Source organism: Clostridioides sp. ZZV14-6153 (assembly GCF_020657855.1).
Taxonomy (GTDB): Bacteria; Bacillota; Clostridia; order Peptostreptococcales; family Peptostreptococcaceae; genus Clostridioides.
Genome location: NZ_JAGWCZ010000002.1, coordinates 428,451 through 455,431, shown reverse-complemented (window position 1 = coordinate 455,431; position 26,981 = coordinate 428,451). Strand labels below are relative to the sequence as shown.

At 26.7% G+C, this 26,981-nt stretch carries 26 protein-coding genes and 1 riboswitch; of the genes, 10 read left to right on the top strand and 16 right to left on the bottom strand.

What is annotated here, in order from left to right; all coding sequences use genetic code 11:
• The 3 genes from KGF46_RS04840 to KGF46_RS04830 form a co-directional block, all read right to left on the bottom strand.
• Positions 1-1,260: a PTS ascorbate transporter subunit IIC gene (locus KGF46_RS04840; protein WP_227828902.1), complete on the bottom strand. Its 1,260-nt coding sequence runs from the start codon at positions 1,258-1,260 to the stop codon at positions 1-3.
• Between the two features lie 131 nt (positions 1,261-1,391).
• Positions 1,392-1,670: a PTS sugar transporter subunit IIB gene (locus KGF46_RS04835; RefSeq protein WP_227828903.1), complete on the bottom strand. Its 279-nt coding sequence runs from the start codon at positions 1,668-1,670 to the stop codon at positions 1,392-1,394.
• A gap of 12 nt (positions 1,671-1,682) precedes the next feature.
• The gene (locus KGF46_RS04830) at positions 1,683-3,602 is read right to left on the bottom strand and encodes a BglG family transcription antiterminator (protein ID WP_227842218.1); all 1,920 of its coding nucleotides are present in this window, start codon (positions 3,600-3,602) and stop codon (positions 1,683-1,685) included.
• A 353-nt stretch (positions 3,603-3,955) separates the two neighbouring features.
• On the opposite strand from KGF46_RS04830, the gene KGF46_RS04825 reads away from it, so the two are divergent.
• Entirely contained in the window at positions 3,956-5,044 is a 1,089-nt protein-coding gene (locus KGF46_RS04825) for a DUF2185 domain-containing protein (RefSeq protein WP_227828905.1), read from the top strand.
• A gap of 329 nt (positions 5,045-5,373) precedes the next feature.
• Here KGF46_RS04825 and KGF46_RS04820 read toward each other — a convergent pair whose 3' ends face one another.
• From KGF46_RS04820 to KGF46_RS04810, 3 genes are read right to left on the bottom strand one after another with little or no spacing between them, the layout of a single operon-like run.
• Positions 5,374-6,141, bottom strand: coding sequence for a DNA alkylation repair protein (locus KGF46_RS04820; RefSeq protein WP_227828906.1), 768 nt, complete (start codon positions 6,139-6,141; stop codon positions 5,374-5,376).
• Complete coding sequence (locus KGF46_RS04815) at positions 6,134-6,724, bottom strand: TetR/AcrR family transcriptional regulator (protein ID WP_227854519.1); 591 nt, start codon at positions 6,722-6,724, stop codon at positions 6,134-6,136. The genes KGF46_RS04820 and KGF46_RS04815 overlap by 8 nt, the downstream gene beginning before the upstream one ends.
• Positions 6,717-7,139: a hypothetical protein gene (locus KGF46_RS04810; RefSeq protein ID WP_227828908.1), complete on the bottom strand. Its 423-nt coding sequence runs from the start codon at positions 7,137-7,139 to the stop codon at positions 6,717-6,719. The genes KGF46_RS04815 and KGF46_RS04810 overlap by 8 nt, the downstream gene beginning before the upstream one ends.
• Positions 7,140-7,452: 313 nt before the next feature.
• On the opposite strand from KGF46_RS04810, the gene KGF46_RS04805 reads away from it, so the two are divergent.
• On the top strand, positions 7,453-8,040 hold the full coding sequence (locus tag KGF46_RS04805) for a DNA-3-methyladenine glycosylase I (RefSeq protein ID WP_227828909.1): 588 nt from the start codon (positions 7,453-7,455) through the stop codon (positions 8,038-8,040).
• Between the two features lie 405 nt (positions 8,041-8,445).
• Here the strand turns inward: KGF46_RS04805 and KGF46_RS04800 are convergent, their stop codons facing one another.
• The 3 genes from KGF46_RS04800 to KGF46_RS04790 form a co-directional block, all read right to left on the bottom strand.
• Positions 8,446-10,533: a sensor histidine kinase gene (locus tag KGF46_RS04800; protein WP_255640445.1), complete on the bottom strand. Its 2,088-nt coding sequence runs from the start codon at positions 10,531-10,533 to the stop codon at positions 8,446-8,448.
• A 195-nt stretch (positions 10,534-10,728) separates the two neighbouring features.
• Positions 10,729-11,421, bottom strand: a complete 693-nt coding sequence (locus KGF46_RS04795; RefSeq protein ID WP_227828911.1) for a response regulator transcription factor — start codon at positions 11,419-11,421, stop codon at positions 10,729-10,731.
• A gap of 667 nt (positions 11,422-12,088) precedes the next feature.
• A complete protein-coding gene (locus KGF46_RS04790) occupies positions 12,089-12,466 on the bottom strand; it encodes a BlaI/MecI/CopY family transcriptional regulator (RefSeq protein WP_227861822.1) in 378 nt (125 codons plus the stop codon).
• Positions 12,467-12,675: 209 nt separating this feature from the next.
• Positions 12,676-12,772: riboswitch (cyclic di-GMP riboswitch) on the top strand.
• Between the two features lie 52 nt (positions 12,773-12,824).
• Between KGF46_RS04790 and KGF46_RS04785 the strand changes: the two genes are divergently transcribed.
• Positions 12,825-13,001: a hypothetical protein gene (locus KGF46_RS04785; protein WP_003416990.1), complete on the top strand. Its 177-nt coding sequence runs from the start codon at positions 12,825-12,827 to the stop codon at positions 12,999-13,001.
• 217 nt (positions 13,002-13,218) lie between these two features.
• Here the strand turns inward: KGF46_RS04785 and KGF46_RS19975 are convergent, their stop codons facing one another.
• Entirely contained in the window at positions 13,219-13,353 is a 135-nt protein-coding gene (locus KGF46_RS19975; protein ID WP_255640444.1) for a hypothetical protein, read from the bottom strand.
• 165 nt (positions 13,354-13,518) lie between these two features.
• Between KGF46_RS19975 and KGF46_RS04780 the strand changes: the two genes are divergently transcribed.
• The gene (locus tag KGF46_RS04780) at positions 13,519-14,316 is read left to right on the top strand and encodes a hypothetical protein (protein ID WP_227861821.1); all 798 of its coding nucleotides are present in this window, start codon (positions 13,519-13,521) and stop codon (positions 14,314-14,316) included.
• A gap of 509 nt (positions 14,317-14,825) precedes the next feature.
• Here KGF46_RS04780 and KGF46_RS04775 read toward each other — a convergent pair.
• A complete protein-coding gene (locus tag KGF46_RS04775) occupies positions 14,826-15,431 on the bottom strand; it encodes a DUF3794 domain-containing protein (protein ID WP_227830468.1) in 606 nt (201 codons plus the stop codon).
• A gap of 198 nt (positions 15,432-15,629) precedes the next feature.
• Between KGF46_RS04775 and KGF46_RS04770 the strand changes: the two genes are divergently transcribed.
• The 6 genes from KGF46_RS04770 to KGF46_RS04745 all read left to right on the top strand — a co-directional run bounded on the left by KGF46_RS04770 (position 15,630) and on the right by KGF46_RS04745 (position 21,874).
• Positions 15,630-16,202 carry a DUF3794 domain-containing protein gene (locus KGF46_RS04770; RefSeq protein ID WP_227830469.1) on the top strand — a complete coding sequence of 191 codons (573 nt, stop codon included), beginning with the start codon at positions 15,630-15,632 and terminating at the stop codon, positions 16,200-16,202.
• Positions 16,203-16,228: 26 nt separating this feature from the next.
• Complete coding sequence (locus KGF46_RS04765; protein WP_227830470.1) at positions 16,229-16,831, top strand: DUF3794 domain-containing protein; 603 nt, start codon at positions 16,229-16,231, stop codon at positions 16,829-16,831.
• A gap of 30 nt (positions 16,832-16,861) precedes the next feature.
• On the top strand, positions 16,862-18,061 hold the full coding sequence (locus KGF46_RS04760; protein WP_227830471.1) for a hypothetical protein: 1,200 nt from the start codon (positions 16,862-16,864) through the stop codon (positions 18,059-18,061).
• A gap of 544 nt (positions 18,062-18,605) precedes the next feature.
• Positions 18,606-19,406, top strand: coding sequence for a PIG-L family deacetylase (locus tag KGF46_RS04755; protein WP_227830472.1), 801 nt, complete (start codon positions 18,606-18,608; stop codon positions 19,404-19,406).
• A gap of 184 nt (positions 19,407-19,590) precedes the next feature.
• Positions 19,591-20,307: a response regulator transcription factor gene (locus KGF46_RS04750; protein ID WP_227861820.1), complete on the top strand. Its 717-nt coding sequence runs from the start codon at positions 19,591-19,593 to the stop codon at positions 20,305-20,307.
• A complete protein-coding gene (locus KGF46_RS04745) occupies positions 20,276-21,874 on the top strand; it encodes a sensor histidine kinase (protein ID WP_227861819.1) in 1,599 nt (532 codons plus the stop codon). Before KGF46_RS04750 ends, KGF46_RS04745 begins: the two co-directional genes overlap by 32 nt.
• A 225-nt stretch (positions 21,875-22,099) precedes the next feature.
• Here the strand turns inward: KGF46_RS04745 and KGF46_RS04740 are convergent, their stop codons facing one another.
• The 5 genes from KGF46_RS04740 to KGF46_RS04720 all read right to left on the bottom strand — a co-directional run bounded on the left by KGF46_RS04740 (position 22,100) and on the right by KGF46_RS04720 (position 26,981).
• A complete protein-coding gene (locus tag KGF46_RS04740; protein WP_227829228.1) occupies positions 22,100-22,774 on the bottom strand; it encodes a diguanylate cyclase in 675 nt (224 codons plus the stop codon).
• Between the two features lie 392 nt (positions 22,775-23,166).
• Positions 23,167-24,669, bottom strand: coding sequence for a phosphomannomutase/phosphoglucomutase (locus KGF46_RS04735; protein ID WP_227829229.1), 1,503 nt, complete (start codon positions 24,667-24,669; stop codon positions 23,167-23,169).
• Between the two features lie 107 nt (positions 24,670-24,776).
• Positions 24,777-25,442, bottom strand: coding sequence for a ribulose-phosphate 3-epimerase (locus KGF46_RS04730; protein ID WP_227829230.1), 666 nt, complete (start codon positions 25,440-25,442; stop codon positions 24,777-24,779).
• Positions 25,443-25,474: 32 nt separating this feature from the next.
• Positions 25,475-25,921 (bottom strand): ribose 5-phosphate isomerase B, encoded by a 447-nt coding sequence (gene rpiB, locus KGF46_RS04725; RefSeq protein WP_227829231.1) that lies wholly within the window; start codon positions 25,919-25,921, stop codon positions 25,475-25,477.
• Positions 25,922-26,060: 139 nt separating this feature from the next.
• The gene (locus KGF46_RS04720) at positions 26,061-26,981 is read right to left on the bottom strand and encodes a transketolase family protein (protein ID WP_227829232.1); all 921 of its coding nucleotides are present in this window, start codon (positions 26,979-26,981) and stop codon (positions 26,061-26,063) included.

The following is a 26,981-nucleotide window of genomic DNA, read 5'->3' as shown; positions in this document are numbered from 1 at the left end:
TTATAATACTCCTCCAAATAATGAACCTATAAACTTACTGATTATACCAAATAGTGAAAGGTCGTTACCACCAAATATTAGTATCCAATTTTGAATAGTTCCTGAGTAAATTACAGCAGATATTCCTACCAAAGCTACCATAAATATTGCAGCTACAGCTGTACCTATTATAGCTCCACGTATACCACCTTGTGATTCGCCTATTACTGATGCTGTTCCACACTCAAAGAAAGAAGTTATAACAAGTGGTATAAGTAACATGTTAAATACTTTAAAGTAGTTACATATTAAAATCATAGCTGTAGATGTTAACATGGCAACTAAGAATCCTATTAATACAGCATTTGGCTTATAGTTAAATAGTATTGGACAGTCAAAAGCTGGTAGTGCATTTGGTACAACTTTTTCTGATATACCTTGGAATGCAGGCATTATTTGATTTATTAACATTCTTACCCCATGAAGCATTATTATAAGACCTGCTCCAAAAGAAAGACCTTGCTTTATTGCATATGTTCCAATAAACTCATTAGTATCTTTAAATGCATCTGGTATTACTATTCCAACCACTATAAACATTAAAAATACTGCCATTCCACCACTTATAGATATTTCTCTAAAGAATGACAGACTTTGAGGTATGTTTATATCTTCTGTAGATTTTTCTTTATTTCCTACTAACTTAGCAACAAATCCTGATATAAGTGCTAAACAACCTGATGGATGTCCTAGTGTAAATGAGTCATCTCCAATAACGTCAAATACATATTTTCTTAATAACCATGGCATTATTGACCAGTAAAGTGCTGATAATACTGCTGCAAAAGCTATTAATACTCCACCATCTAATCCAGTTTCAACTCCTGATGCTACAAATATAAATGGGAACCAGTAGAGCATGTGACCTGTTAAGAAGATTGTCTTAATAGGTGTAAATCTGGCTATCATTAAGTGAAGGCCTAGACCTATAAACATTGATAAACCTATAATTCCTCCATAACTTGCAGTAAAAGTAACATCACTCAAACCTTTTGTTACTGCACCACCACTTATACTTTGGAAAGCTCCATTAATCGGTGCTATTGAACTAACTAACATCCCTGTTCCAGTTTCCATAATTATTATGCCAAAAGCTGCAAGCAATGACCCCTTTATAACATCTGATGCTTTCTTTTTCTGTAGTATAAGGCCAAACGCTGCTATTAATCCAATTAGCATGGACGGATTACGTAAAATATTATTTGAAATAAAATCAAGCATTATTTTTTTAGTGATAGGTTAACTATTTAAGTTTTCTATCACTAAATTCCCCCTCTCTTTCTTACTATTTTTAATTTTAGTAAGTTTTTAGTTTATGTCGGTTAACTTAAATTTACTTTTTAAAATTTATACTATTTCTTATCATTTAAGAAAGTTTGAACAACTTCTGTAACTTCTGTTAAATCCATATACTTCTTAACTGGATATACTGGTACATTACAAGTTCCTTTTAATTCATTTAATAATTCTTGGCTTGTAAATATACAGTCACAATCAGCCCCTCTAGCTGAGTTTATATCTGTATTTTCTACTTCCCCTTCTATACTTAACTGCTTTAGAACCTTTTGTATCGTCATTTTTAATACCATTGATGAACCTACACCAAATCCACAGACTGCCAATATTTTCATTTTAAATTCCTCCTAATTTTGTTTATTTATAAGTTCTAGTATTGAGCTTTTGTCTCCATTAATTATTACTTTTATATTTTCTTCTTCATACATCATCTCCGACAGCGATGCTAATGCTCTGATGTGAGTAGTATTGTCTATAGCAGCTAGTACCATAAATATGTTCACTGGCTTTCCTAATAAATCAACCTCATCTTTTACTATAAGTAAGGACATGGCAAGTTTGTTTACCCCTTCTTTAGAGCTTGCATGTGGTAGAGCAAATCTATCAGCTAAAACAATATACGGTCCATACTTTTCAACTGACTTTATCATATTTTCTATATACAACTCTTCAATAGAGTTGTCTTCTAACAATGGTTTTGAGGCTATTTTTATTGCTTCTTTCCAGTCTTTAACACTTCTTATTATGTTGACCCTCTCTTCATTAATTAATTCCTTTAACATTGGTTGATACATCTCTCCTTCATCTATCTTATGTATTATGTTTAATAAGTCAGCTTTTAGTGATTCTTCGTTATTAATAACTCCATTTTTTCTTATAGCCTGTATTATCAGTTCAAGATTGAAATACTTCTCATTTTCTTTTACACTTATGAGTTTGTTCATAAGTAGTTGAATGTCTGATGTTGTTAAAAGAGGATTTACAACTATTACATTACTTACATTTTGTATGTCTATGGTTGTAATTATGTAATCATAGTATATATTTACTTCTTTTAGTTGCTTAATAGATACTATACCTACTATTTCTATAGTTGGTATGTATTTGTATAGCTGTATTTCCAAACTCTTTGATACCATAAGACCATTAGGACAAACTAGTAAGACTTTATTTTTTCTTAGACCATTATCTCTAGAACCTCTTAAGTATCCTCCAAAATATGCTGCTATAAATCCTATTTCTTCTTCTCTTATACCTTCAAATACAGGAAACTCTTCTTCATTTTCTATAATTGACTTTATAATCTTATAAAGTGACTTATGTTTATACTTAGTTTCGTCTAGCATAGGGTTGCTAATAGGAAACTTAAATCTTATTCTATTGTAAGAAGAATGCAGGTGCCTTAAAATATTTTTTTTAAACTCATGCTTACTTTCTAATTTTATTGCTGTATTTACTTCAAACTTGTCTATAAGTTTATCTACATATGCTTCGACAACATCTTCCTTAACTTCACTATTTAAACTAGGAAGTGAACTTACATAAGCACACACATAGGCTTGTTCATTTTCATTAGCTTCTTCACATAAAAGGTCTTTACAATTATTAAAGTAACTAATTTTTTTAGCTTCATTTAGATATTTATAAGAGTACAAGGTTTTCCCAACTCTTATTCTTTTATTTAGAAACTCTGTAAACTTAGTTAAATTTAATAAAGAGTAATCTGTAAGATTTATGCATCCCTTTGTATCAAAGTTAGTTACTTCATTACTTATAGAATTAATTTCTAATACATTTTCTTGTGTAAGTAGCAAGAAAAGTTCTCTAATAACATATTCATCACCTATTACTTTGTACTTTCCCTTGTATTCTAATTTTAGTCCCATTGTTTGAAGATACTTTTTTATATCGGTTATTGTTTGTACTACTGTGTTTTTTGAAAGTAACATTTCATTTGTTAGTTTTTCTATTGATATTTTTTCATCATGTAATATTTTGTTCAATATAAAAGTTTTTCTATATTCACTATCTAAAAATTTATCTTCTTCAGCCGAAATTATTTTTCTTACATTACCTAAGTTACCTTCAAATATAAATTTGTGTTTTATATTTTTTATATTACCTCTTTTCCCTAATTCTTCGTTTATAGCTAAGATATCATAGTAAACAGTTCTCTTTGATACATTGAACTTTTCTTGTAGTTCTTGTGATGTTACATTGTTATTTTTAATAATAAAATCTAATATTTTTTTAGCCCTTTCCTTCATACTGCCTCCTTAATTTTATTATCTATATTTTACATACATAGTGCCATACCAAATAATTGCACACGATTTTACCTTATTTTATAATTTTGCACAGTTTCACTCTAATCTAAAAGATATACGATACTAAAAAGTATTTTTAAAAAAATATGGCAGTGACACATATTATTTTTTCAAAAAACAAGCTAGACCGAATAAAAAATCCCCAAATTATGTCTACTTAAATAAATAGTACTGTACTGATTTTATACAATCAAATACAATTATTACCATACAAGTTGAAAGACTAGTAAAATACTTCCAGAATCTATTGTGTTGATTATCAAAAAAATTTTAAAAAGATGAGGAGAATTTACATGAAATTATTTAGCGAAAATAAAAAAGAAACAAAAGTCGAAAAATCAGAAATAAAACAGTATATTACTGGTGCAGGTGGCTGTATTGTCAGCAAATCGATTCTCAATGGAACATCAAAACTAAAGTGGCTTTTTAGAGAACATAGTGAATTTGGAAATGGATGGATTGCTTTTGGTGATAAGGATACACAGGAGTATGTAAATAATCCTGAGAACATGGAAGTTGTAGATTTCAATACACTTATTAATATTGAACCAACTGCTTTGAATATTTTTTATATGCCAATAGGAACTGATTTAGAGTTTCACTCTGATAAAAGCGGAAAATATTTTATTGATACAAATACAGGAAAAGAAATTAGAGAACAAGTTAAACATCCTGCACAAATAGCATTTGAAAAGAACCTAAAATTTTTAAATCAGGAAAACTATTCAATAGAATTCTTTCAAGGATTGTTTCAAAAAAGTGAGAAACTGGAACCATTCATAATAGGAAAAGCAGATTTCCCAAGTGGAGAAATTGTCCTTGCAGACCCTCTTGCGTATTTAGGTAGTGAATATATGACTTATTTAGAAAGAAAAATACCTGTTGGAAGTTATTCAGTAGAAATTTCTATCTGCCATTCTAAAATTGCAGGACTTAGAATTGTAGCAGCAAGATTAATTATCAATGACAAAAAACCTATCAAATATGAAATTGCCATGCCAAAGGGAAAGAAAACCGAAGATTTTGGAAAAGCAGGAGCATGGACTTTCTTTGGTGTAGATACAGGATTAGCCTGTTTTTCAGACGCAAAAGTTGCAAAAGAGTATAGTAATTTTATCACAAAATGGCAAAGTGAAAACCCAGACAAAAACAAATATAATGATTATTTTGCAACACTTTTTCAAAAAAGCTATGAAATGCACCCCAATGTACAGAATGAAGGTGGCAATTTCTTACTTTGGCAATTACCACAAACATTCTACAAATTAATTATGTTCACAAGCGGTATGGGCGATGGTATTTACAGCGGATATTGGGGTCTTGATGCAGATGGAGAGGTCACAGAACTTGTAATACCATTTATGAATCCAATATATTTTTAAGATATTAGATTGATTATCAGTTATTACATACAATATATGTTTGCCTCTATAAGAAAACATGTTGAAAAATACAATTTTCTTATAGAGTTTTTTTATAACTACTTTTTAATTACACTTTTTTCATTAGAAAGATATCATCCTGCCATTTTCTTACTTACATATTACCCTTTTTCATTTGTTTCTTTTATTGATTGCTCATTTTGAGAATTTCCCTCTTCTAAAATGATGAATATCCTTAAAAATTCCAACAAAAAGACTTCTAAAGACCAACAATATAAAAAAGAAAAAAGTTGCTACCATCAGCCACAAAACACTTCCTCCTAATACCCTTAGACTTTAATATTAGAATAACTTTCTTGCTTTTTATTTTTTGTTCTTGAAGCATGCCTAATAATCCATTTACATTCTTTTGTTATATTTTCTGTTTGCCAACTAGAAATAATTAATTCAAATTTGTCTTTATCTTCTTTGTATAAATCATTTAGATTATTTGCTACACTCTTTTGAATTGTTTTATCTGTATCATCTTTTAGATTAGACAATAATTCAAAATAAGTATCAAAATAGTCTAAGGCAACATACATTTTTTTTGCCCATGGCAATCGTATTCTGAGACATTCACTAGCTAATCGACGAACTCTTTTATTACTATCTTTACTCCATTCCAAAAGCAAAGCCATAGACTGTTCTGGAAAATTATTTATTATGGTACGCATACAATATTCACTAGTAAATCTTTTTGTTAACTCCTTACTGAAAGTTGTGCTTACTTCAAAATTTTCTCCACCAAACTTCTCTACATACTTTCCAATAGGCCATAACCAATAACCTTCTGTAAACATGCCTAAACTACCTTCTAACTCTGGACCTAGTATTTTCTCAAAAACATTAATAGTCTCCGAATAATTTAAATTGATAGACTCTTTTAAAGCATTTGCCAATAACTCTTGCCTTTCATTGAATTCTAATAATTCAATAGTTGGTTTTATCAGTGAAAAGAACTTATTAATAATAAATTCTGGATATACTGATTTTATTTTTTCAGCTAAGAAGTTTACATATTCAATGTCATAGTAGTCTTTCACTTTCTTAGCCATCTTTTCTAAACCCTTTCAGTAAATGAGAAATCGCTTTATAAACTTGATTTTTATCTAAAGTATTGGCTTCTGCAAGAAAAATAGATAAATCATTTAATGCACCAGAAATCATATGTGAAATCACATGAATATCAAACTCTATTAATTTTCCGTTTTTTTGTGCAATTAAGAGTTGTTCTTCCAAAAGTAAAACAGAATTGTCATTATCCATTTTTTTCCACTCTGTCCACTCTATAATATTAGGTGCTTCGATTAATAATATTCTTTTGTTAGAGTCTAAAGTAGCTGATTGTACAAATCCAACACAACCTAAAATTAACTGTTCCCATATATCTTCAGATGCCATAGCTTCTTTTTCTACATTTAGTCCAACTTCATACTGAACAAGACTTAAAACTGCTTTAAATAGGTTTTTTTTATTTTTGAAATGGTGATATACTGCACCTCTAGTCATATTAGCTTCTTCTGCGATAGCTTCTAATGAGGTCTTTTCATAGCCATACGTAGAAAAATGATTACGTGCAATAGCAATCAAATTTTTTGTAGTGTTTATAGATGCTAATTCTTTTTTATTTTTAGTCATTTTCTTTACCTGATTTCTTATAATTTTCGAGATAATCATTTGATGGCGGAATTATTTGAATAATATCAACCAAAATTTTACTTGGAGTTTCAATAATAAAATGTCTTTGACCAAATTCTTCATTTTTTATATCTAACAAAAGCGATGATTTTTTTCTACTAATTACTTCTGAATATACAGTATTCACATCGTTAACTTCAATATTAAGAATAAGGCCTTCACACTGTTTTCTATACAGTTTAGGTATTGTATCATGTGTACTATCAATCAATGCCAACTCAAAGTCATCATTGTCTTTTAGGCTAATATACCAATCACTATTAAATACTTCCCTGAAGTCAAATAATTCTATAAAAAAATCTGCTTCTTTTCTTATATCATTGCACATTAGTACAGGGTAAAAACTATTTTTCATAAAAATAATCTCCTTTATATTTGGTAACATCAACATAACATACGTACTGTATGTATGTCAAATAACTTTGAATAAAGGCGATTGAGAATTTGTTTTAAAAGAAAGATATAAATTATTTTATAAGCTTGCAGTTATTATCATTTTGGAACAACAAGAGCAGGTAGGAAACGTACCATTTCTGGGAATGCTTCTTATTGCCAGCCTTAGTTAAAATTAAAAAGATTTGATTGTGTGAGATGTTGAATAAATGTATAATATCTTTGTAAGGCAGAATTAATGTAGATTATTTATAAAACAGAAAGGATAATATAACATGAATGAAAAAATCCGATGTGCTTGGTCAGGAAATACCCAAATATATACAGATTATCATGACAACGAATGGGGACGCCCTGTACATGATGATGATAAGCTATTTGAAATGCTAATTTTAGAAAGCATGCAGGCAGGGCTTTCGTGGATAACCATACTTAAAAAAAGGGAGTCCTACAGGGAAGCATTTGATGGATTTAATCCAAATAAGATAGCCCTTTATGATGATAAAAAGATTGACGAACTCATGGCAAACGAGGGCATTATAAGAAATCGTTTGAAAATTAATTCAGCTATAAACAACGCTAAGGTATTTCTTGAAATTAAGGATAAACATGGCAGCTTTGATAAGATGATTTGGAGATATGTAAATAATACTTCTATTGTGGGACATTGGGAAAAAGTTGAAGATTTACCTGCAACAACTCCACTTTCTGATAAGATAAGCAAAGATTTGAAAAAGATGGGTTTTAAATTTCTCGGCTCAACCACAGTTTATGCATTCATGCAGGCTACAGGCATGGTCAACGACCATATTACAGAGTGTTTTGCTTATACAGAAATATTAAAAGAGTATTCTTATGATTAGAAAACTGAAAACGCACAATTATTTTAAAATACAATGGAAAATAGTTGATTTAAAGACTTATCTGAAATTTTTTCAACTTTCCTATCTCCTATAGCTAATTGTACAATACATTTCAACTAGTTTAATTTTTGTTTCAAAATCTATTTTAGATTTTCGTAACATAAAAATATACTCTCTTCATAGCATCAGTTGTTATTATTTCAACTGTCTACTATAAAGGGAGCATATCAAAATTTCCAGTAATATTGAATAAGAAAAAATATATTTACACAAATCTATCTACATTCTCATAAAATTAATTAAAAGTATTCCTTTCTTTAAAAGTATCTACATAATTGTTTTATAGGAAACCTTTCAATATCTTAATTTTTCTGTAAAAATTATATTATATCTTGAAATTTTATTTTAATCTATCTTTATTTCTTCTTCACATTTTTGAAATTCTAAATTTGCTTTAAACAAATCGCCATCTATTTCTATATAGAATTTTCCACCTTGTAAATTTACTAAATCCCTTGCAATAGCAAGCCCTAATCCACTACCTTCAGTATTTCTTGACTCATCAGCTCTTTTAAATCTTTCCATAATCTCACTTGGGTCAAAATTTAACTCATATGAAGATATGTTTTTCATAACCACCTTTACATTGTCACCATTTTCATAAACATCGATATAAACTCTAGTACTTTCTAAAGAATATTTATCTATATTTGACAGTAGATTTTCAAAAACTCTATACATTCTTCTTCCATCTGCCCATATATACACTTTTTCATTTGGAACATTCAGTCTTATATTTAGATTATTTTTAGACAATTTTTCTTCAAGCTCACCTATACTTTGTCTTAATAGTTGTACCAAATCAATTTTACTAACTTGTAACTCTATATTACCACTACTTACTCTACTCGCTTCAAATAAATCTTCTATCAATAATTTTAACCTCTTTGACTTTGATTCTAGTACATTTATATAATCGTTTATATAGTCTGGTTGTATAGAATCTTCTTTTTTAATTAAATCTACATAATTTATTATAGAGGTAAGTGGAGTTTTTAAATCATGAGATACATTAGTTATAAGGTCAGATTTCATTCTTTCACTTTTTACCTGTTCTTCTATTGCTTTGTCTAGACCTTCTCCAATATTATTTATATTTTCTGCTAAAGATGTAAAATTATCATTTCCACTAATTTTTATCTTATAGTCTAATTCACCATCTTTTATTTTTTCGGTACCCTCTATAACATAACTCAAATAAGAAAGCCTTTTGGTTATATAAAGTGCAAAACCTAAAAATATACATATAGAAAATAACAATCCTAGGCTCACACTTTGAGCGCTGATTATAATTATTAAAACCAAAGATATTATTACTATACCAATAACTTTTCTTGCTAAAGATACTTTTTTTATAGCGTTAATGACCTCCCTTACAGTTTTTATTAACCATAAAATCATTCTAACTATAACACTTGATTTAAATATACACATTTTATTTTCCAAATAGCTTAACTGAACAGTTATAAAAAATATATTATTTGAAATTAGTAATGATGCTATAGAAATTAGTAATATAACATAAGTATCATAGGATGTATTAATAACATACATAAATAGAAGTATTATTGAGATAACTATTATTATTGCATTAAATTCCATAGGTATTTTATTGTATATTAATAAAAATACATTGTCTTTCTTTAATGCCTTACATTTAATTCGTTTACATAATATCATAGACAATAAACATATAATAGCTAAAACTAAACTAGCTACAAAAAATAATTTCACTTTTTCTGTAGCTTGCTTAAATGTTTCAAAGTTATTGTATACAACTCCATCATCTATACTTAGTTCTTTAGGAAAGGATACATAAGCTTTAAATGCCTCATCTATACTATTCAGTTTTAAATCGATATTATTTAATTTTAATTTTTTCCCATTTAGTTTTTTAGTATAAGAATCGTTTTCTACTCCTACTACTATTTCTACATCACAATAACCCTTTACTTTTTGCTTAAATTCATCTAAATCATCATATATTGTGTTAGTATAAAACTCTCCTGTATATGTATTTCTAATATACATTTTTATATTTTTCAAAGAGTTTAAATATTCTATAGATGATAGCTTATTATTTACAAGTTCATCATAATTATTAAAGTAACCATAATCGTTGTCTAAAGCAATATTTTTGCCCTTTCCTCCTGCGTTAAAATAAATATCATTTAATTTCAGTTTTTCTTCTTTGTTATTTTCACTACTTACAGATAGTTTCAAATTGTATAATATCTCTTGTATTGTACTTTCATCAAATATATTGCTGTCATAAAAATCATCAGATATTCGAACAATTCCACTACTTGTAGAAGTTTTTTGTATATTGTGTTTAGGCTCAGCAAATCCTATTGATGCAAATAGTATAGCTAATGGAAACGAAATAGATACTATTATTAATGCTACTAACTTTAATGCTCTATATTTTTCCAAGTTGTTCACCTCATCTACATCGTCAATATCTTATATAAAATAAAATTCAATACAAGCATAATTCCCATAGAGTACATTAAGCTACTTGAGAAGAAGTTAAAACATATAAGAATTCCTAATATTTGTGTAAAAGTAAAAACGACTAAAATCAAAATGCAATTGAATATTAAACTCTTTTCTTTCATAAGTTTTCCGCTAAAATTTTTCAATCTTATAACCAACTCCCCACACCACCTTTAAAAATCTTGGTTCTTTTGGATTTATTTCAATCTTTTCTCTTATTCGTCTAATGTGTACTGCTACTGTATTTTCTGAATTAAAACTTTCTTCATTCCATACTTTTTCGTATATCTCATCTATTGAGAAGACTCGTCCTTTATTTTCTAAAAGAAGTTCAATTATCTTATATTCAATTGGTGTCATTTTTATATTTTCGCCATCAATCTTAACTTCTTTTGTCAATGTATTTAGCTCTAGAGCTCCACTTTTTAAAATTTCTTTGCATGTATCTTCATAATTACCTAAAGTTACATATCGCCTTAAGTTTGATTTTACTCTAGCTACAAGTTCTAATAAATTAAATGGTTTTGTTATATAATCGTCAGCTCCAATGTTTAATCCCATTATTTTATCTGTATCTTCACTTTTTGCTGAAATTAAAATTATTGGTATATTTCTTTCTTCACGTATTTTTACAGTTGCTTTGATTCCATCTAATTTAGGCATCATTATATCCATTAAGATTAGATGAATATCATTTTCTGTTATTACTTCTAATGCTTTCATTCCATCATATGCTTTATGTATTTTAAATCCTTCTGATTTAAGATATATCTCTATTGAATCAACAATTTCTTTATCGTCATCTACTACTAGTATATTGTACATATTTTCACTTCCTCTATTGTATAATAATCCTTATATTTATTATACAATATCTTTCACTCCCTTTCTCAATAATGACTAAATTGTTATATTGTATTATCTTACATTTTTATAATTTTTCTTTATATCTATATAATAGAATATAAATCTTAAGAAAATATTATCCTAAATCTTAAATATTTCTTAAGATTTTCATTAAATTAAGGTTTATTTGAATTAATTGATTTAAATTATGCTTTTTTCAAATTACTTTAATTTAAGTGTTTTTATTAGATTAAGCTGAATTGATGTATATTAATTCTTATTGAGTAGTTTTTTTCATAGGTGGAAGAATGGTGGAAGAAATATAGTTTCAAGTATTTATTTTACTATGATACTAGGCACTTATACAAGTTTTGTTTTTCTCCCTATCAATCTATATTATATAAATATTCTACTAAAATTTATATAAATCAAAAGTGAGCCTATTCAATAATTTAAAATATGTTCAGAATAATAAATAAAATAAAGGTACAAAAAGTTATACTTTCATACCTTCATTGTTTTTATTATGTAATTACCTATCATTTTCATCTTTTAAACTATTAATTTATATATAGATAAAGTCTATATCAACAAATTTTTTAAAACAAGAAAATTTGTATAAATAATATTTCCAATTTATACTAAATTATTCTTCTAAATTCCTATAATACTCTTCTAAATAATCTAGTTTTTCTTTACTCACGGGCTTATGTATCGTCGTAAGAGAATGTATAATTTTTCTGTTCTTAGTAGATTTTAATACTTTTTTATTAAAAATATCATACTCTTCACTAGTTATTATTATTTTATAATGCAATTGAAATCTTATAATCTCTCTAGCTAAAAAATCCTTACAAATTAATCCTTTTAATACTATTTTTATAGTACTCTTATGCCATCCATACATCTGCTTTATGTCTCTTATTATTTCTTTTTTAGATATCAAGGAACCTTTTTCCCATAGATAGTTCATTACCACAAATTCTGCTCTTACTAACCCTTCTATTAATATTTCTTCTTCCACGTTTTGTCACTCCCTCAAATTCTGTCTAGCTCAAATTAATAATAGAAGCTTCTAATCACAATTGATACAGGTAATTTTTACCATATAATTTATACGTTTAGTTTATTTTTTTGAAGTAAAATAACGTTCATATTTATAAATTTATCCAATTTTCAAATAATTATGTTGAATAATAACTAATTCTGTTATATTATTGTAGTTGTAGAATAAAACTAAATCGGCAAAACTAGAGAAATTTAGTGACGCAAAACTATAGGGACTAAGACTTGTAAAATATCTTATAAGTTATGTCAGCCAGTTGCCAAAAAGATATTTTTCTTTTTGTTTTTATGAAAGTTTTTTAGGGGGATAATAATATATGTTTAGAGATAAAATGGATAGATGTACACATATGTTAACTGCTTATATTGGCAGTTCATATGATTATTGTGATTTTATAGATACACAGTTAGATGATTTTATACTAGAGTACGGAGAAAATGTAGTAGAATCTTGTTTGCATCAAGTGATGGTATTAGTAAGTAAGTATAATTAAATGAACCTTATTTTCTAAAACCCCCTTTTTAGTTTTATCTACTTTTAAATAATATTTTGTTAAAAAATTAACTAAAATATATTTCTAGCATTCAAAGTTTTATTTTTTGTTAAAGTACAATATGATAAAGATGTGAATCTGTATTAAAAACAAAAAATAAACTACAATCTATTAGTCTAGAGCGAAGTTTCAAATTCAAAATAATTTAAGTAATGATTTATTCATTAAAATCGTCTTGATTGCTATCAGGACGATTTTTTAGTTTATGTAAAAATTCTTTTAATCTACTTATAGAATCCAATACTCTTATTATACCTCTATTACATAAAAGTTCTTTCACATGTTCATTCATATATTTACACAAAATATAAAAAAATTATATAATTCAAGTAAAAATAGTATTTTTATATATATTAATGTAAAATTTTGTTTTTATTTGTATCATAAATGTACCCAAGTCATATATATATATTAGGATATTGAATTTATCCTAATAAATGTATAGGAGTGGTAAAGAATGGATAATACAAAGAGTTTAGAATATTATAAGAATAATTTAGAATCATGTTCTAGTGATTTAATGAAATTAGTAATTGGATTGACAAAAGAAGAATATTTAAATACAAATACAAGAGCTTATTTAACACCTTGTCAAATATGGAGAATAATAAAATATTTTTTAGTTGGCGAAAGTTATGATTTATCTGATGCAAAAATTAAATTAGATTTTCAGAAAGATTTAAATTTCAATTTAGATAATGGCATATTAAATGAACTTTCCGAAGAATTAGAATCTCTAATAGATTCTAACTATGTAAAAAATTGCAAACTTAGAGAAGAATTAAAAAGAGCTTTTAGATTATCTGAGTGTTTAGCTGAAGCTATAAGACAAATAAACTGTAATGATAAATGTGAATTTTTAGTAGGAAAATTATTTTGCTTATTAGTACAAATTATACTTTTAATAATATCTATTATAGCTAAAATAATTATACTATTAATATTCTGTAGTGATTGTATTTCATGCAATGATGAAAAAGATGTAAAATCTTCTTTCTGTGATTGTCTAATTTGTGATTTAGAAAAAGAATTGGATCAAATAGAGGAGTTAATTGATGAACTAATTAAATTAGCTATTGCATTTATAAAATGTGGTTCAAAAAAATGTAATCATAATGAACATCATGGATGTGACTATTATAATGTTTATTATGAAAACTCACCTTATATAAACAACTATGAAGATAATATACAAGAATGTTTTGATAAGTACAAAAAACAATGCTATACAAAAAAATGTAATAGAAACTACTAAAAATCTTATTTTTATAAAAAACAAAAGCTTTCAAAAACTATGTTAAGTATAATAGAGTATATTATTTTAATCTAATATATTTTGATAGCTAAATATATTAAATAATACAAATAATATAATTTTTTGGCTATTTGAAATATTTTATAATAAGATGCAAACTATAATACAAACGAAGTTATCTCAATGGATTTAAAATCTAAAATAGATAACTTCTTTTGTATAAGTAAAAATCTATAATATTTTTACTTTTTTTGAAACCCATAAAAAGACCTTATTTTTACATGTAATTGAGGTCTTTTTTTATTATCTTAAATTTACTGATATATAATTTTTTCCAACATTTTAACTCAAATAGTAACAATTATAAAGTTTAATAATACGATATTATATTAATTTATTATATATCTATTTATAATGATTATTAAATTTTCTCTTATAGAAACTTACTTTCATTGAATAAAAAGACAATAAATATATGTAAATATACTTATTGTCTCTTATTTAAATATTTATTTGTATCTCATTTTGCTATTATATTTATCCCCAAGACTATATTTACATGGTGTAACATTATTACAACTATCTGAACAGGTATCATTATCGTAATAGCATAAATTTGGATTATGCATACAATAACTTCTACAACATTTACAATTATTACAATTATGAAGTTGTGGACAAATTATAAATAATAGTGATAAATCAATCATTCTACAATCAAAGTGTTTTACACAAATATTCTCTATTCCAATAAAAATAGTTTCTATAATATTATCACACTTATCATATCTCAAATCTTTTAACAAAATAAATTGACAAAATGGTATACTCCAATGTGCAGAATGAAGAGACTGCTGACAATTATCTCCAGTATATATAATCTTAATATTTTTTAATCCTTTTATAACTAATTTTGGCCCTAGTATCGTGTTAATAATCTCCTTATCTTCTATGCATATCTTTACACTTACTTCATTAATACATTCTATATCTGGTTTTTGTGTTGGAACACATAGTATATCATCTTCTATAAATTCTTTATAGTATTTCATACATTTGTTATCTGGATAATCTTCTAAGGGGGTAATTCCAGTTTTTAAAATACTTTCATTCATATAAACATCTCCTTAATTTTATAATTATATAGAGATTAAAGTTTCTATATACATTTTATATATGATATAAAATCATATATTGTTATAAAAAGACTAAAAAAATAAAAATATTCGAAAACTTGTAACAAAAAGTCGAAATTTAAATAGATTATATTGAGAGCTAAAAACTTTCAATAAATTATATAAGGAGAGATAAATATGAATAGTAATGCATGTGCTTGTAATATGGATTTAATTGATATAAGTGGTTTATGTGACACAGACGATGTTACACAGGTTATAAGTCAATATCCTTATTGGTTTCAGATGTATATACCAGAAACCTTAAATATCCCAATACAAAAACCAGATATTGAACAAATAAACTCAGTTAATGTATCAGTAAATATATTGAGAACAAAAGTAGTGAAGACACCTGTATCACCTTTAGATGCTAATTGTGATTTTATACCAAACTTAGAAGGAAAAATCTCTACAGGAAGAAAAATTATTGTTGAGGGTGAATTGTGTCAAAAAATATCTTATACAGCTGATGAAAAATCTCAACCAGTTCATTCTGCACATTTTTATGTACCATTTTCAAGCTATATAGTTATACCACAGAAAATTACTTTTAATAATGCCACACAATTAATGAAATTAGACTCACTTGATGTAGATTATCAAGTAAATGCGTGTATAGAAGATTTGTCTGTAAGCCTATTAGATGCAAGAACTATATCGAAATATACAACACTATTATTATATGCAATACCAAGAAATACATTATAAAATTATAAAAATAAGGAGTAGAGGAAATGTTAAATTCTAATTATACAAATGGCACATCTTATCAATTCCATGATAAATGCGGTTGCGATGATAAGATATTAAATATTGTTGGTGTCTATCCAGAATCAAAAATAGAAAAAGTTTTACAATGCCCTTGTCCTGAAGATAAAAACAAATGGACAGAGTTTTTTGTATCAGAAACAGTAGATATACCATCACAAAAGCCAAATATAGAAGATATAGTAGAGGTACATTCTTGTGTAGATATAATATCTCAAAGAGTAATAAAAACACCTTTGGTAAACGGATACATCTCATGTAATGGAAACTCTATACCAGGAGAAACTATACCAAATGGAGAATGTACAAATTTGACAGGAAGAAAATTAATAATAGAAGGACTACTAAGACAAAAAATAATCTATACAGCAGCGCTAGATGAACAATCAGTTCATTCTGCACATTTTAATATACCATTTTCAGTATTTATAATAATAGACAAAAATACACCACTATACCAACAATTTAAGATAACAGCATATATAGAGGATATATATGCATGTGTATTATCAGAAAGAAGTGTCTTTAAAAATACAACTATTTTTATAAAGGCATCAAAAATATGTTAAGTAATTTAAATAAAATGAGGAGGAATAAAAATGGGATGTAATAAAAAAACTTGTGAATGTGACTTTAATATCAAAACTTTAGGTATATGTGATGTATCAAAATTAAATATGAATGGATGTAAAAAGGAAAACTTAAATTGGACAGAGATTTCAATTCCTGAGATACTTCCCATCCCAAGATTAAAACCTGATATAGAAAATATAGATCAAGTTTATGCAAGCGCAACAATTACTTCAGTAAAACTTATAGAAACTCCATTTGCATATAAATCATATAATTTATATATTAGCTTAGATATATTGAATAGAATAGAAATTATATTAGATGAGTTTCTAGAAACAAATATACAGACAACAATTAATACATTGATTGGTGGAATAAATGATTTAATATCAACAATTAAGGATGCAATACCTTTAATACCTGGATTAGGCGAGATTATAAATCCTTTATTAGCTAAACTACAAAGATTACTAGATTTAGTTCAACCATCTGTAAATTCTCTTTTATTTGATATTGATGATTTGTTAAATACAATTCAAACTGATATAGCAAGAATAGTATGCGAATCTCTTAATTCTATAATATGTAGAGCAGACGATTTAATAAGATTACTAAAATCTATACAAATTGTTATCAATGATATATTTGAAACAGTTAGTACACTTGAAGGACCATTAATAGAAATATTAATAACAACTTTACAAACAATAATTAATAATATCATTACACCTTCATTTGATATATTAATTGGAGAAAATGGTGTATTAATTGTACTTGTTGAAAGTTTAAGTAGAATACCAATTGATTGTGAAAATACTAGTGCATTTACAATACTACAAAATGCTGAAGGAACATGCTTAAATGGAAGAAAACTAATAGTGAATGGCTTATTAAAACAGAAAATAGTATATACTGCTCTAGTAGATGAACAATCAGTTCATTCTGCACATTATGAAGTACCATTTTTAGCATATATAATTCCATATGCCAAATTTGAATGCTTGACATATGAAGAAGGAATAGTTATTTCACCACCTGGAAAACCAATAGTTACAATAAATGGTTACAGATATAATCCTAAATTAGACATAGAAGTGGATTTATGTGAGGAATTTATTGTAGATTCATGCATTGAAGATATATATGTAAATGACCTTGATAAAAGAACTATATTTAAAAATATAACATTATTCTTAAAAGCACAATTAAAATCGTTGTGTAATTAATGTTAATACTATTTTACTAGTATACTATATAAACGAGTATAAACAAACAAAATTATAACAGTATCTAAATTTTCAAAGGCGTTAATAATACTAAATCTACGCCTTTGAATTTAGTTTAAATACTTAACACCGCACTAAATTAAAGCAATGAAAAAAGGGTTAATCACTTGTCTAAAATGATGCAGATAGAAGATATACTAAAGATAGAAGCATTTTTATAGCGTCATTAAATGCTGTTATAAAATATCTCAATATGATAGATAAAACTATTCACTGTAAAAATAATTAACCAGAAATATGTGAAAAGAATTTTCCTAAGTTTATAAAAAATAAATTTGATAATCCAAAGGTGGCAATCATAGGATATCAACCATCTAAACCATCCCTTCTTTTTTCTTACTTATATATAAAATTTTTTTAATTTTACTTTAGCACAAAAAAAATTTATTCCATTAATCTACTCTATAATTTTTAGTTTTTAAGAAATAATTTTTAATACTTTGATTGATAATATAACTAAGACAGCTTTTCAGGAGATGATTAAATGACTCTTAAAAACAAGAAGTTTACTATAAATAAGTATGGAATTTTATCTATCATTTTAGTTTTATGCTTGATTTTAACAGGTTTTAATAGCTATATTAATTATAGTCATAGAAAATTTAAAGATTATGTTGTTTTCTATGTTCAACATCAAGATGATGAAGTATTGTGGGCTGGCAGTGCTATTGTAAACGCTGTAAAAGAAAGAGGAAAAAATCATGTATTTGTGGTTTTAGTATCTACTGGATGTGGTATATCTGTTTTCGATAGATATAAAAAATATGAAACTCTTACAGATAGCCAAAAATCAGAATATAGAAATAGAGAATTCTTAGCTTCTCTTAATAATCTAGGAGTAAAAAGAGAAAATATAATAATATTGCCAGAAAAAAATGTAAATGGTACTACTAATTTTAACTCTATGGAAGAAATTGCAATTACTTTTGAAAAAAAATTTAAAAGTGTAACCCATATAGCACATACTTATAAGTTAGATGACCATTTACAACATATAAAAAATGGCTCTGTCATTCAAGGTCTGTATAACTCTGGTCAAATCAAAGATGCCAAATACTTTGTAAAACCTAAGTTTGCTCATGAAATAAGTTTTAACAACAAAATAGTTTATAAAGCTCATTCTATTGAGGATTATGAAAAAGTAAAAAATGCGTGTGAACAATACAAACTTATTGATGAATCAGAATGCAGAGAAGGTATTGGTTATAAATCTGACCACAAGTCTTTTGATAAATTATTAAATGATAAAAATGTTCCTTCTATACTCCACACCCCTAATTTATAACAAATATTTATTTTAAAATAAATATTTGTTATAAATTCTTAATAATTATGAAACTCCTTTGTTATTTATATTTGTTAATATATTTTTAGAGCTAATCAGTTAATATACTTACTATTTTCTGAAACCAATTTTTAGTATAAAATAAAGATTGATTAAAAATAAAATTTCGAGGGGGAATAATAAAGTGAATCAAAATATATTGGTCGTAGATGACGATAAAGAAATAGTAGATGCTATAGAATTCTATTTAAGACCTGATAATCTTAATGTTTTAAAAGCATACGATGGCTTAGAAGCTTTGGATATATTAATTGAAAATGATATTAAATTAATAATAATGGATGTAATGATGCCTAATTTAGATGGTCTTAAAACTACACTCAAAATAAGAGAAAAAAAGAATATTCCTATAATCCTTCTATATGCAAAATCACAAGATATGGATAAAATTATAGGTCTTAATATGGGCGCTGATGACTACATAACTAAACCATTTAATCCACTAGAACTTACTGCACGAGTAAAATCTCAACTTAGAAGATATATAAACTTAGGAGACTTTAGTAATACAAATAGCTCAAACGATACTAATTATGTTTTAAAAAGTGGAGGTCTTGAGCTAAATACAGATACAAAAATAGTTTCTTTAGATGGTGAAGAAGTTAAAATGACACCTCTTGAGTATAAAATACTTGCTCTTCTCCTATCACGAAAAGGAAAAATATTCTCCTCTCATGAGATTTATGAAAAAGTTTGGAATGAAGATGCTTATAGCTGTGAAAGAACTGTTGCTGTTCATATTAGAAGAATTAGAGAAAAGATTGAAGTAAACTCAAAAGAACCAAAATATTTAAAGGTGGTGTGGGGAATTGGTTACAAAATTGAAAAACTTAATTATTAATGATTCAAGAGCAAAATTTATTTTATTATTACTATTATTTCTCTCCTTTTCTACATTATTTGAAACAATATACGATTTAAATAATAACTTTATTGATATTAATCAGTATAATTATTTCTATAATGAGGAGATTATACCTTATTTCTATTATTTTGGTACGCCTTTATCCTTACCAAAAGCAAATTTAAAGTTTATTTGTGAAGGTATTACATTAGCAAGTTGTTTATTATCTGTGTTATTTCTTATATTATATAAAAAAAATAGCCAAAAGAAAGTTAAACTCTTAGAAAACATTATTACTTTCTTTTCTAAGATAAAAATTGAAATTATACTTATATTAATTTTAATACTTCTAGTATTACGATTTTACATATTTACAAATACTAAAATGTTCTACAATGCCAATTTAATTGTATTTAATTTTCTTATTCTATCTGTAATTTATATAATATATGAAAATATAAAACATGGTGGCTATAATCCAAAAGATATGTCTATAACATATAGATTCTTTTCAGACCTTGTTAGCATATATAATAGAAAAACTATAAATAAGAAACTAGCTATAACTTTTTTAATCTCTATAGTTATACAAGCAATTATTCAGTACATAGTTTTAGTATTATTTATGCGTGTATATTATGCGGAGGCAATAGTTATAGAGGTTTTATTCACACTTGTAAGTATAATTTCTTATTCTTCTATATACAACTTTTTATCTACTAAGTTTAATTACATAAATAATATCTCGAAAAATATAAAAAATATTGAAAATGGAAATCTAAAATATAAGTTGGAAGTGATAGGAGACGATGAAATATCTGATTTATCCAAAAGCATAAATAGTATAACAGATGGTCTTGAGGCTGCTGTAGATGCTAATATAAAAAGTGAAAGAATGAAGACAGAGCTTATAACAAATGTATCTCATGATTTAAAGACTCCACTTACATCTATATTAAGCTATGTTGATATGTTAAAAAATAATGACTTTGATAAAGAAACAATAAACGACTATATAAATATTTTAGATAAAAAATCACAAAGATTAAAATTATTAATAGAGGATATATTTGAAGCTTCTAAGCTTAGTAGTGGTGATGTGGAATTTAATATAACAAAAACTGATATAAAAGAGCTCTTAATTCAAAGTATAGTAGAACTTGAAGATAAAATTCAAAACAGTAATTTAGATTTTATAATAGAAACACCTGAAGAATCTGTATTTACTATGATAGATGGAAAAAAGACTTGGAGGGTATTTGAAAACCTGATTGGCAATATACTAAAATACTCTATGAAAAATACTAGAGTTTACATAGATATGTTTATAAAGGATGAAGATATAATAGTAACATTTAAAAATATTTCAAATGATAAACTAAATCTAAAACCAGAAGAATTAATAGAAAGATTTAGAAGAGGTGATATATCAAGAAATACAGATGGCTCCGGTCTGGGCTTATCAATTTCTCAAAATATAATTGAACTACAAAATGCAGCTATGGAAATAATTATAGATGCTGATTTATTTAAAGTAGCCCTTTCTTTTAAAAAAATTAATTAATATTAAATACATAAGGTTGTAAATTTCAAAATAATTTTTATTTTAAATTACATGCTATAAATGGTTAACTTGCAATTTACAACCTTATTAAAATCATAAAACTATTTTTAATATACTTATATACTTACTCTAATATATAGTCTTATTTTTTCCTGATTTTTTAGCTTTATATAGTTTTTTATCTGCCTCACTTAAAAATGCTTCAAAAGAGTCAAAGTCTATCCATTAAGAAATTCCAATACTTACAGTTATTTTATAGTCAAGGTCTTTAAATTTATATTTAAGTAGACTATTATGAACTTTAGATTCAATATGAATTGCTTTTTCTATATTTTCTGTCAAAACAATAAATTCATCTCCACCGTATCTACCAGCAAATAAATAGTAATCTCTAAATGATTGAATGATGTAGGCCATCACTCTTATAACCTCATCTCCCACTAAATGCCCATAATTATCATTTTCAGCTTCCATTAAACTTATCGGAAAATACTCACCTATTTTTTGTAAATCATTTGCAACAGAAGTATGAACACTACTTATTAATATTTCTCCCTCACATTCAACACATAAGTATGTTATTCTTATTTCTACTTGAAAATTATAACCTTTTTTAGTTTTCTTACCAACTAGATACTCTCCAAATACAGCATGTAAATTTTTTGAATATTCTTTACTATCTAACCATAACTTTTCTAAAATAAAACTATCTGGTGATTGTTTTACATACTCTTCTAATAAATACTCTACTTTTTCAATACTATTCCCTACTTCAAACTTTCCAGTACCAATCCAACATATATTTTTGTGAAAAAAAGACATACATTTTTTCACATCCCTATCTACAAAATATGCATTTATAAACTGCTCAACACGTTCAACATATTTGTCCTTAAACATAATATTATTATCCCCTTATCGTTCTAATAAAGTTATTATATAATGACATTGTGTATTTGTTTAAAGAAAAAATTTTATATCTATACATAATTATTTTTTATGCTTTTTAAGAGTAAACAAGAAAAAAACCTCCTTGGAGGTCTCTTTCTAAATGTTGGGGTTTATATTTACATATTTATTTGATTATACCTTTTAGTGCGATATTAATACATTTTAAATTATATTTCTCTATAAATCATCATGTATTTCATCTCTCTGTATTTATAATATCACATAGAATTTCCATAATCAGTTACATATCTGTTACCTAAGATTACAATTTTGTAATATTTGTAATCTTAGGTATAAATTTACATCCATTCTTTAATATAAGTATATGCTTTTTATTAATCCTAAAGACCTTTTAAGTCATATTTTTCTAGGAAAAGTTTTAATTCAGAGTAAATTTCTTCTGCTCCACCAACTTTATTTGATTCAATATTTAAAGCTAACAATGGCTCATGTAATGATATTCTAAGTAAAAACCAACCATCTCCATTTGCTTCATTACAATTAACTCTTATACCTTCAAAGTTATTTGGTGCAACAGACCATCCATCAACATCATTAATATGAGAATCTAATTCTTTTAATATATCTTCTGCATATGGTCTAAAATCTTCTTTATTGATGCCTATTCTAACTTCTTTTTCTTCCTTTGCTTCTTCAAGGTTTTCTATCAATTCTTCTATAGTCTTTCCTTCTAAAGAAAGTTTTGCAACTTTTATTAAAATTTTAGCTATTAAATATGCTCCATCATCTAAAAAATAATTTTCTTTTAAAGCAGCATGTCCAGATGTCTCTATAGCTAAATGGCACTCTTCACCTTCACTATTTAATCTTATAGCTTCATTTATTACATTTTTATATCCTCTTTTAAATCTATGATGTCTTCCTCCTAATTCGCTTATGAATTTAGCAAGACCTTCTGAAGTAATAGAATCAGTTACTATAGCTGTATTTGGATGTTCTTCTAATATTATTGATGATATAACAGCTATAAGAGCATTTTTATTTATTGGTTTACCATTTTTACCTACAATAGCAGCTCTATCTACATCTGTATCAAATATTATTCCTAAATCACTCTTATTATCTAATACGGCTTTGCAGATGCTTTCCATTGCTTCTTTATTTTCAGGATTTGGTATATGATTTGGGAACATACCATCTGGGTTCAAAAATTGACTACCTGTTGTATCTGCTCCCAGGATGTGTAAAACTTTTTCATCAAAAAAACCTCCAGCTCCATTTCCTGCATCAACTAGTATTTTAAGTCCAGAAAAAGGCTTTTCATAGTTTTTACTTGAGTTTACACCTATTCTAATTTTATCTATCAATAAATTAGAATAATCTTCTATTAAATTTTTTACTACAACTGTACCTTTTTTTTCTACTCTTTCAGACTGTACACTATCATTTTTAACAGCTATATCCAACATTTCTTTTATATCTGTTTTTTCTAGACCACCATTTTCTGTAAAAAACTTTAATCCATTGTAGTAATAAGGTAAATGACTAGCTGTAATCATAATTGACCCATCAGAGTGGTATCCATCCATAATAGTTGTCATAAACATTGCTGGTGTTGTAGCAATCTCACAATCAATTACATTACAATTATCATTGATTAAAGTTTCAATAACAGTGTTTCTAAATTGACTCCCTGTTATTCTAGAATCAGTTCCTATTGCAACAGTTACTTTGTCTTTTTTAGTTTTTTCTTTTAACCAAATATGAAATGCTTTAGCTATTTTTTTTACTTCTTCTACAGTTAAATTAACTTCCTTAGAATCATTTTTATATGCTATTCCTCTAATATCTGTCCCATTTTGCAGTTTGTATATGTCACCCATAAACATTCTCCTTACTCAATTAAAATTTTTATTAAATATTATAAAATTCCTAACTTATTTAAAATTTACATTATCTAAATATACAAATTTTATAATTTTATTATTAACTATTTTATACTTTCTTTTAGCTCTCTTATCTTCTCTTTATATGAAATTGGAGGCTTGTCATTAAATAAAGCTGATGTACCAACAACATATATATCGACTTTTTTGCCATTCATAAGTCTAATAGTATCTTTATTTATATTTCCATCAACTTCTATAAATGGAGGATTATCATAATCTTTTAATATCTCTGTAAGCTTATCTAACTTATCTAAAACAGAGAGATTAAACTTTTGACCTGCAAATCCTGGATTTACTGTCATTACTAAGATACCCTCAACTAAACCTATATATTCTTCTATTTTATCTACACTAGTTTGGGGACTTATTGCTAACACTGGCCCTATTCCATAATCTCTCAACTTTTGTATATCAGCTTTTACATCTGTGCTTGATTCCACATGAAAAGAAATATACTTTGGCTTTATATAAGACATCATATCAATATACTTATTTGGAGTTTCTGTAGCTAAATGAATATCTAAAGGTATAGTTGTATTTTCGCTTATTGACTTTAATAGTTCTGGTCCCATGGCTAAGTTTTTGACAAATATTCCATCCATAACATCACAGTGAAGCAATTTTACATCAGCCTCTTCAAGAGCTTCTAGTTCTTTTTTTAAGTTCATTTGGTCTGCACACATTATTGAAGCACAAATAATAGACATAACTTTCCTCCTTAGTCATAAATTTTCATTATTTATAAGTTTTCATTTTCTATATCATCAATCATTTGTAATCTTCTTGCATGTCTTTCTCCATTATAACTTGAATTTAACCATTCTTCAACAATTCTCATTGCTAATCCTTTTCCAATAACTCTTTCCCCTAAACAAAGTACATTTGTATTATTGTGTTCTCTCGTAGCTTGGGCTGAAAAACAATCTGACACAACTGCTGCTCTAATTCCTTTAAATTTATTTGCGGCAATAGACATACCTATTCCTGTACCACAACAAAGTATACCTAAATCTGATTTTTTACTTTGAACATTTTGACTTACTTTTTTTGCATATATTGGAAAATCTACACTTTCTTTTGAATTTGTTCCTACATCTTCAACTTCTATACCTTTATTAATTAAGTTTTCTTTTATAAATTCCTTTAACTCGTAACCACCATGGTCACACCCAATAGATATTTTCATTAAAAAGCACCCCTTTTTATATAATATTTTACAATTATCGTAAAAATAAAGCTGTCCCATTGTAGAAATTTCTTTCTATTTTTAAGACAGCTTTAATTGATTTATATCAAATCAATTTATTATTCAATGATATTTACATCTATAATAATTCTTTTATATTTTTTACTATATCTTCAGTAGTTAATCCGTAATGTTTTAATAAGTCTGCTGGTGTACCTGATTGACCAAATACATCCTTAACACCAATTCTTCTAACTACTACATCTTTAGTTTCTGCTAAAGCTTCACATACAGCTGAACCTAAACCACCAATTATACTGTGCTCTTCTGCTGTAACTACTTTTCCAGTTTTCTTAGCACTTTCTTTTATTAATGTTTCATCTAAAGGTTTTATTGTAGATATATTAACAACTTCTACATTTACACCTTCTTTAGCAAGTTCTTCTGCTGCTTCTAATGCTTTTGCTACCATTATTCCTGTAGCTATTACTGTTATATCAGAGCCTTCTCTTAAAACAGTTCCTTTTCCTATTTCAAATTTATAGTTTTCACTGTTTACATCTGGAGTTGCAGCTCTACCTAATCTTATATATACAGGTCCATTATAATCAATAGATGCAAATAGTGCTTGTCTTGCTTCTAAAGCATCTGCTGGATTTAATACAACCATATTTGGTATACCTCTCATTAAAGATATATCTTCTATAGCTTGATGACTTCCTCCATCTTCTCCTACTGTTACTCCTGCATGAGTAGCTGCTATTTTAACATTTAAGTTTGGATATGCTACAGAGTTTCTTATTTGCTCATAGCCTCTACCTGCTGCAAATATTGCAAAAGTACTTGCAAAAGGTATCTTTCCACAAGTAGCAAGACCTGCTGCTGTACCAATCATGTCACCTTCTGCTATCCCCATATCAAAAAATCTATCTGGGGCAACTTCTTTAAATGATATACTTTTTGTAGCTTTTCCTAAGTCTGCATCCAATACTACTATATCTTTATTTTCTGCAAGTTCTTTTAATACTTGTCCGTAAGCTTCTCTAGTTGCTATTCCCAT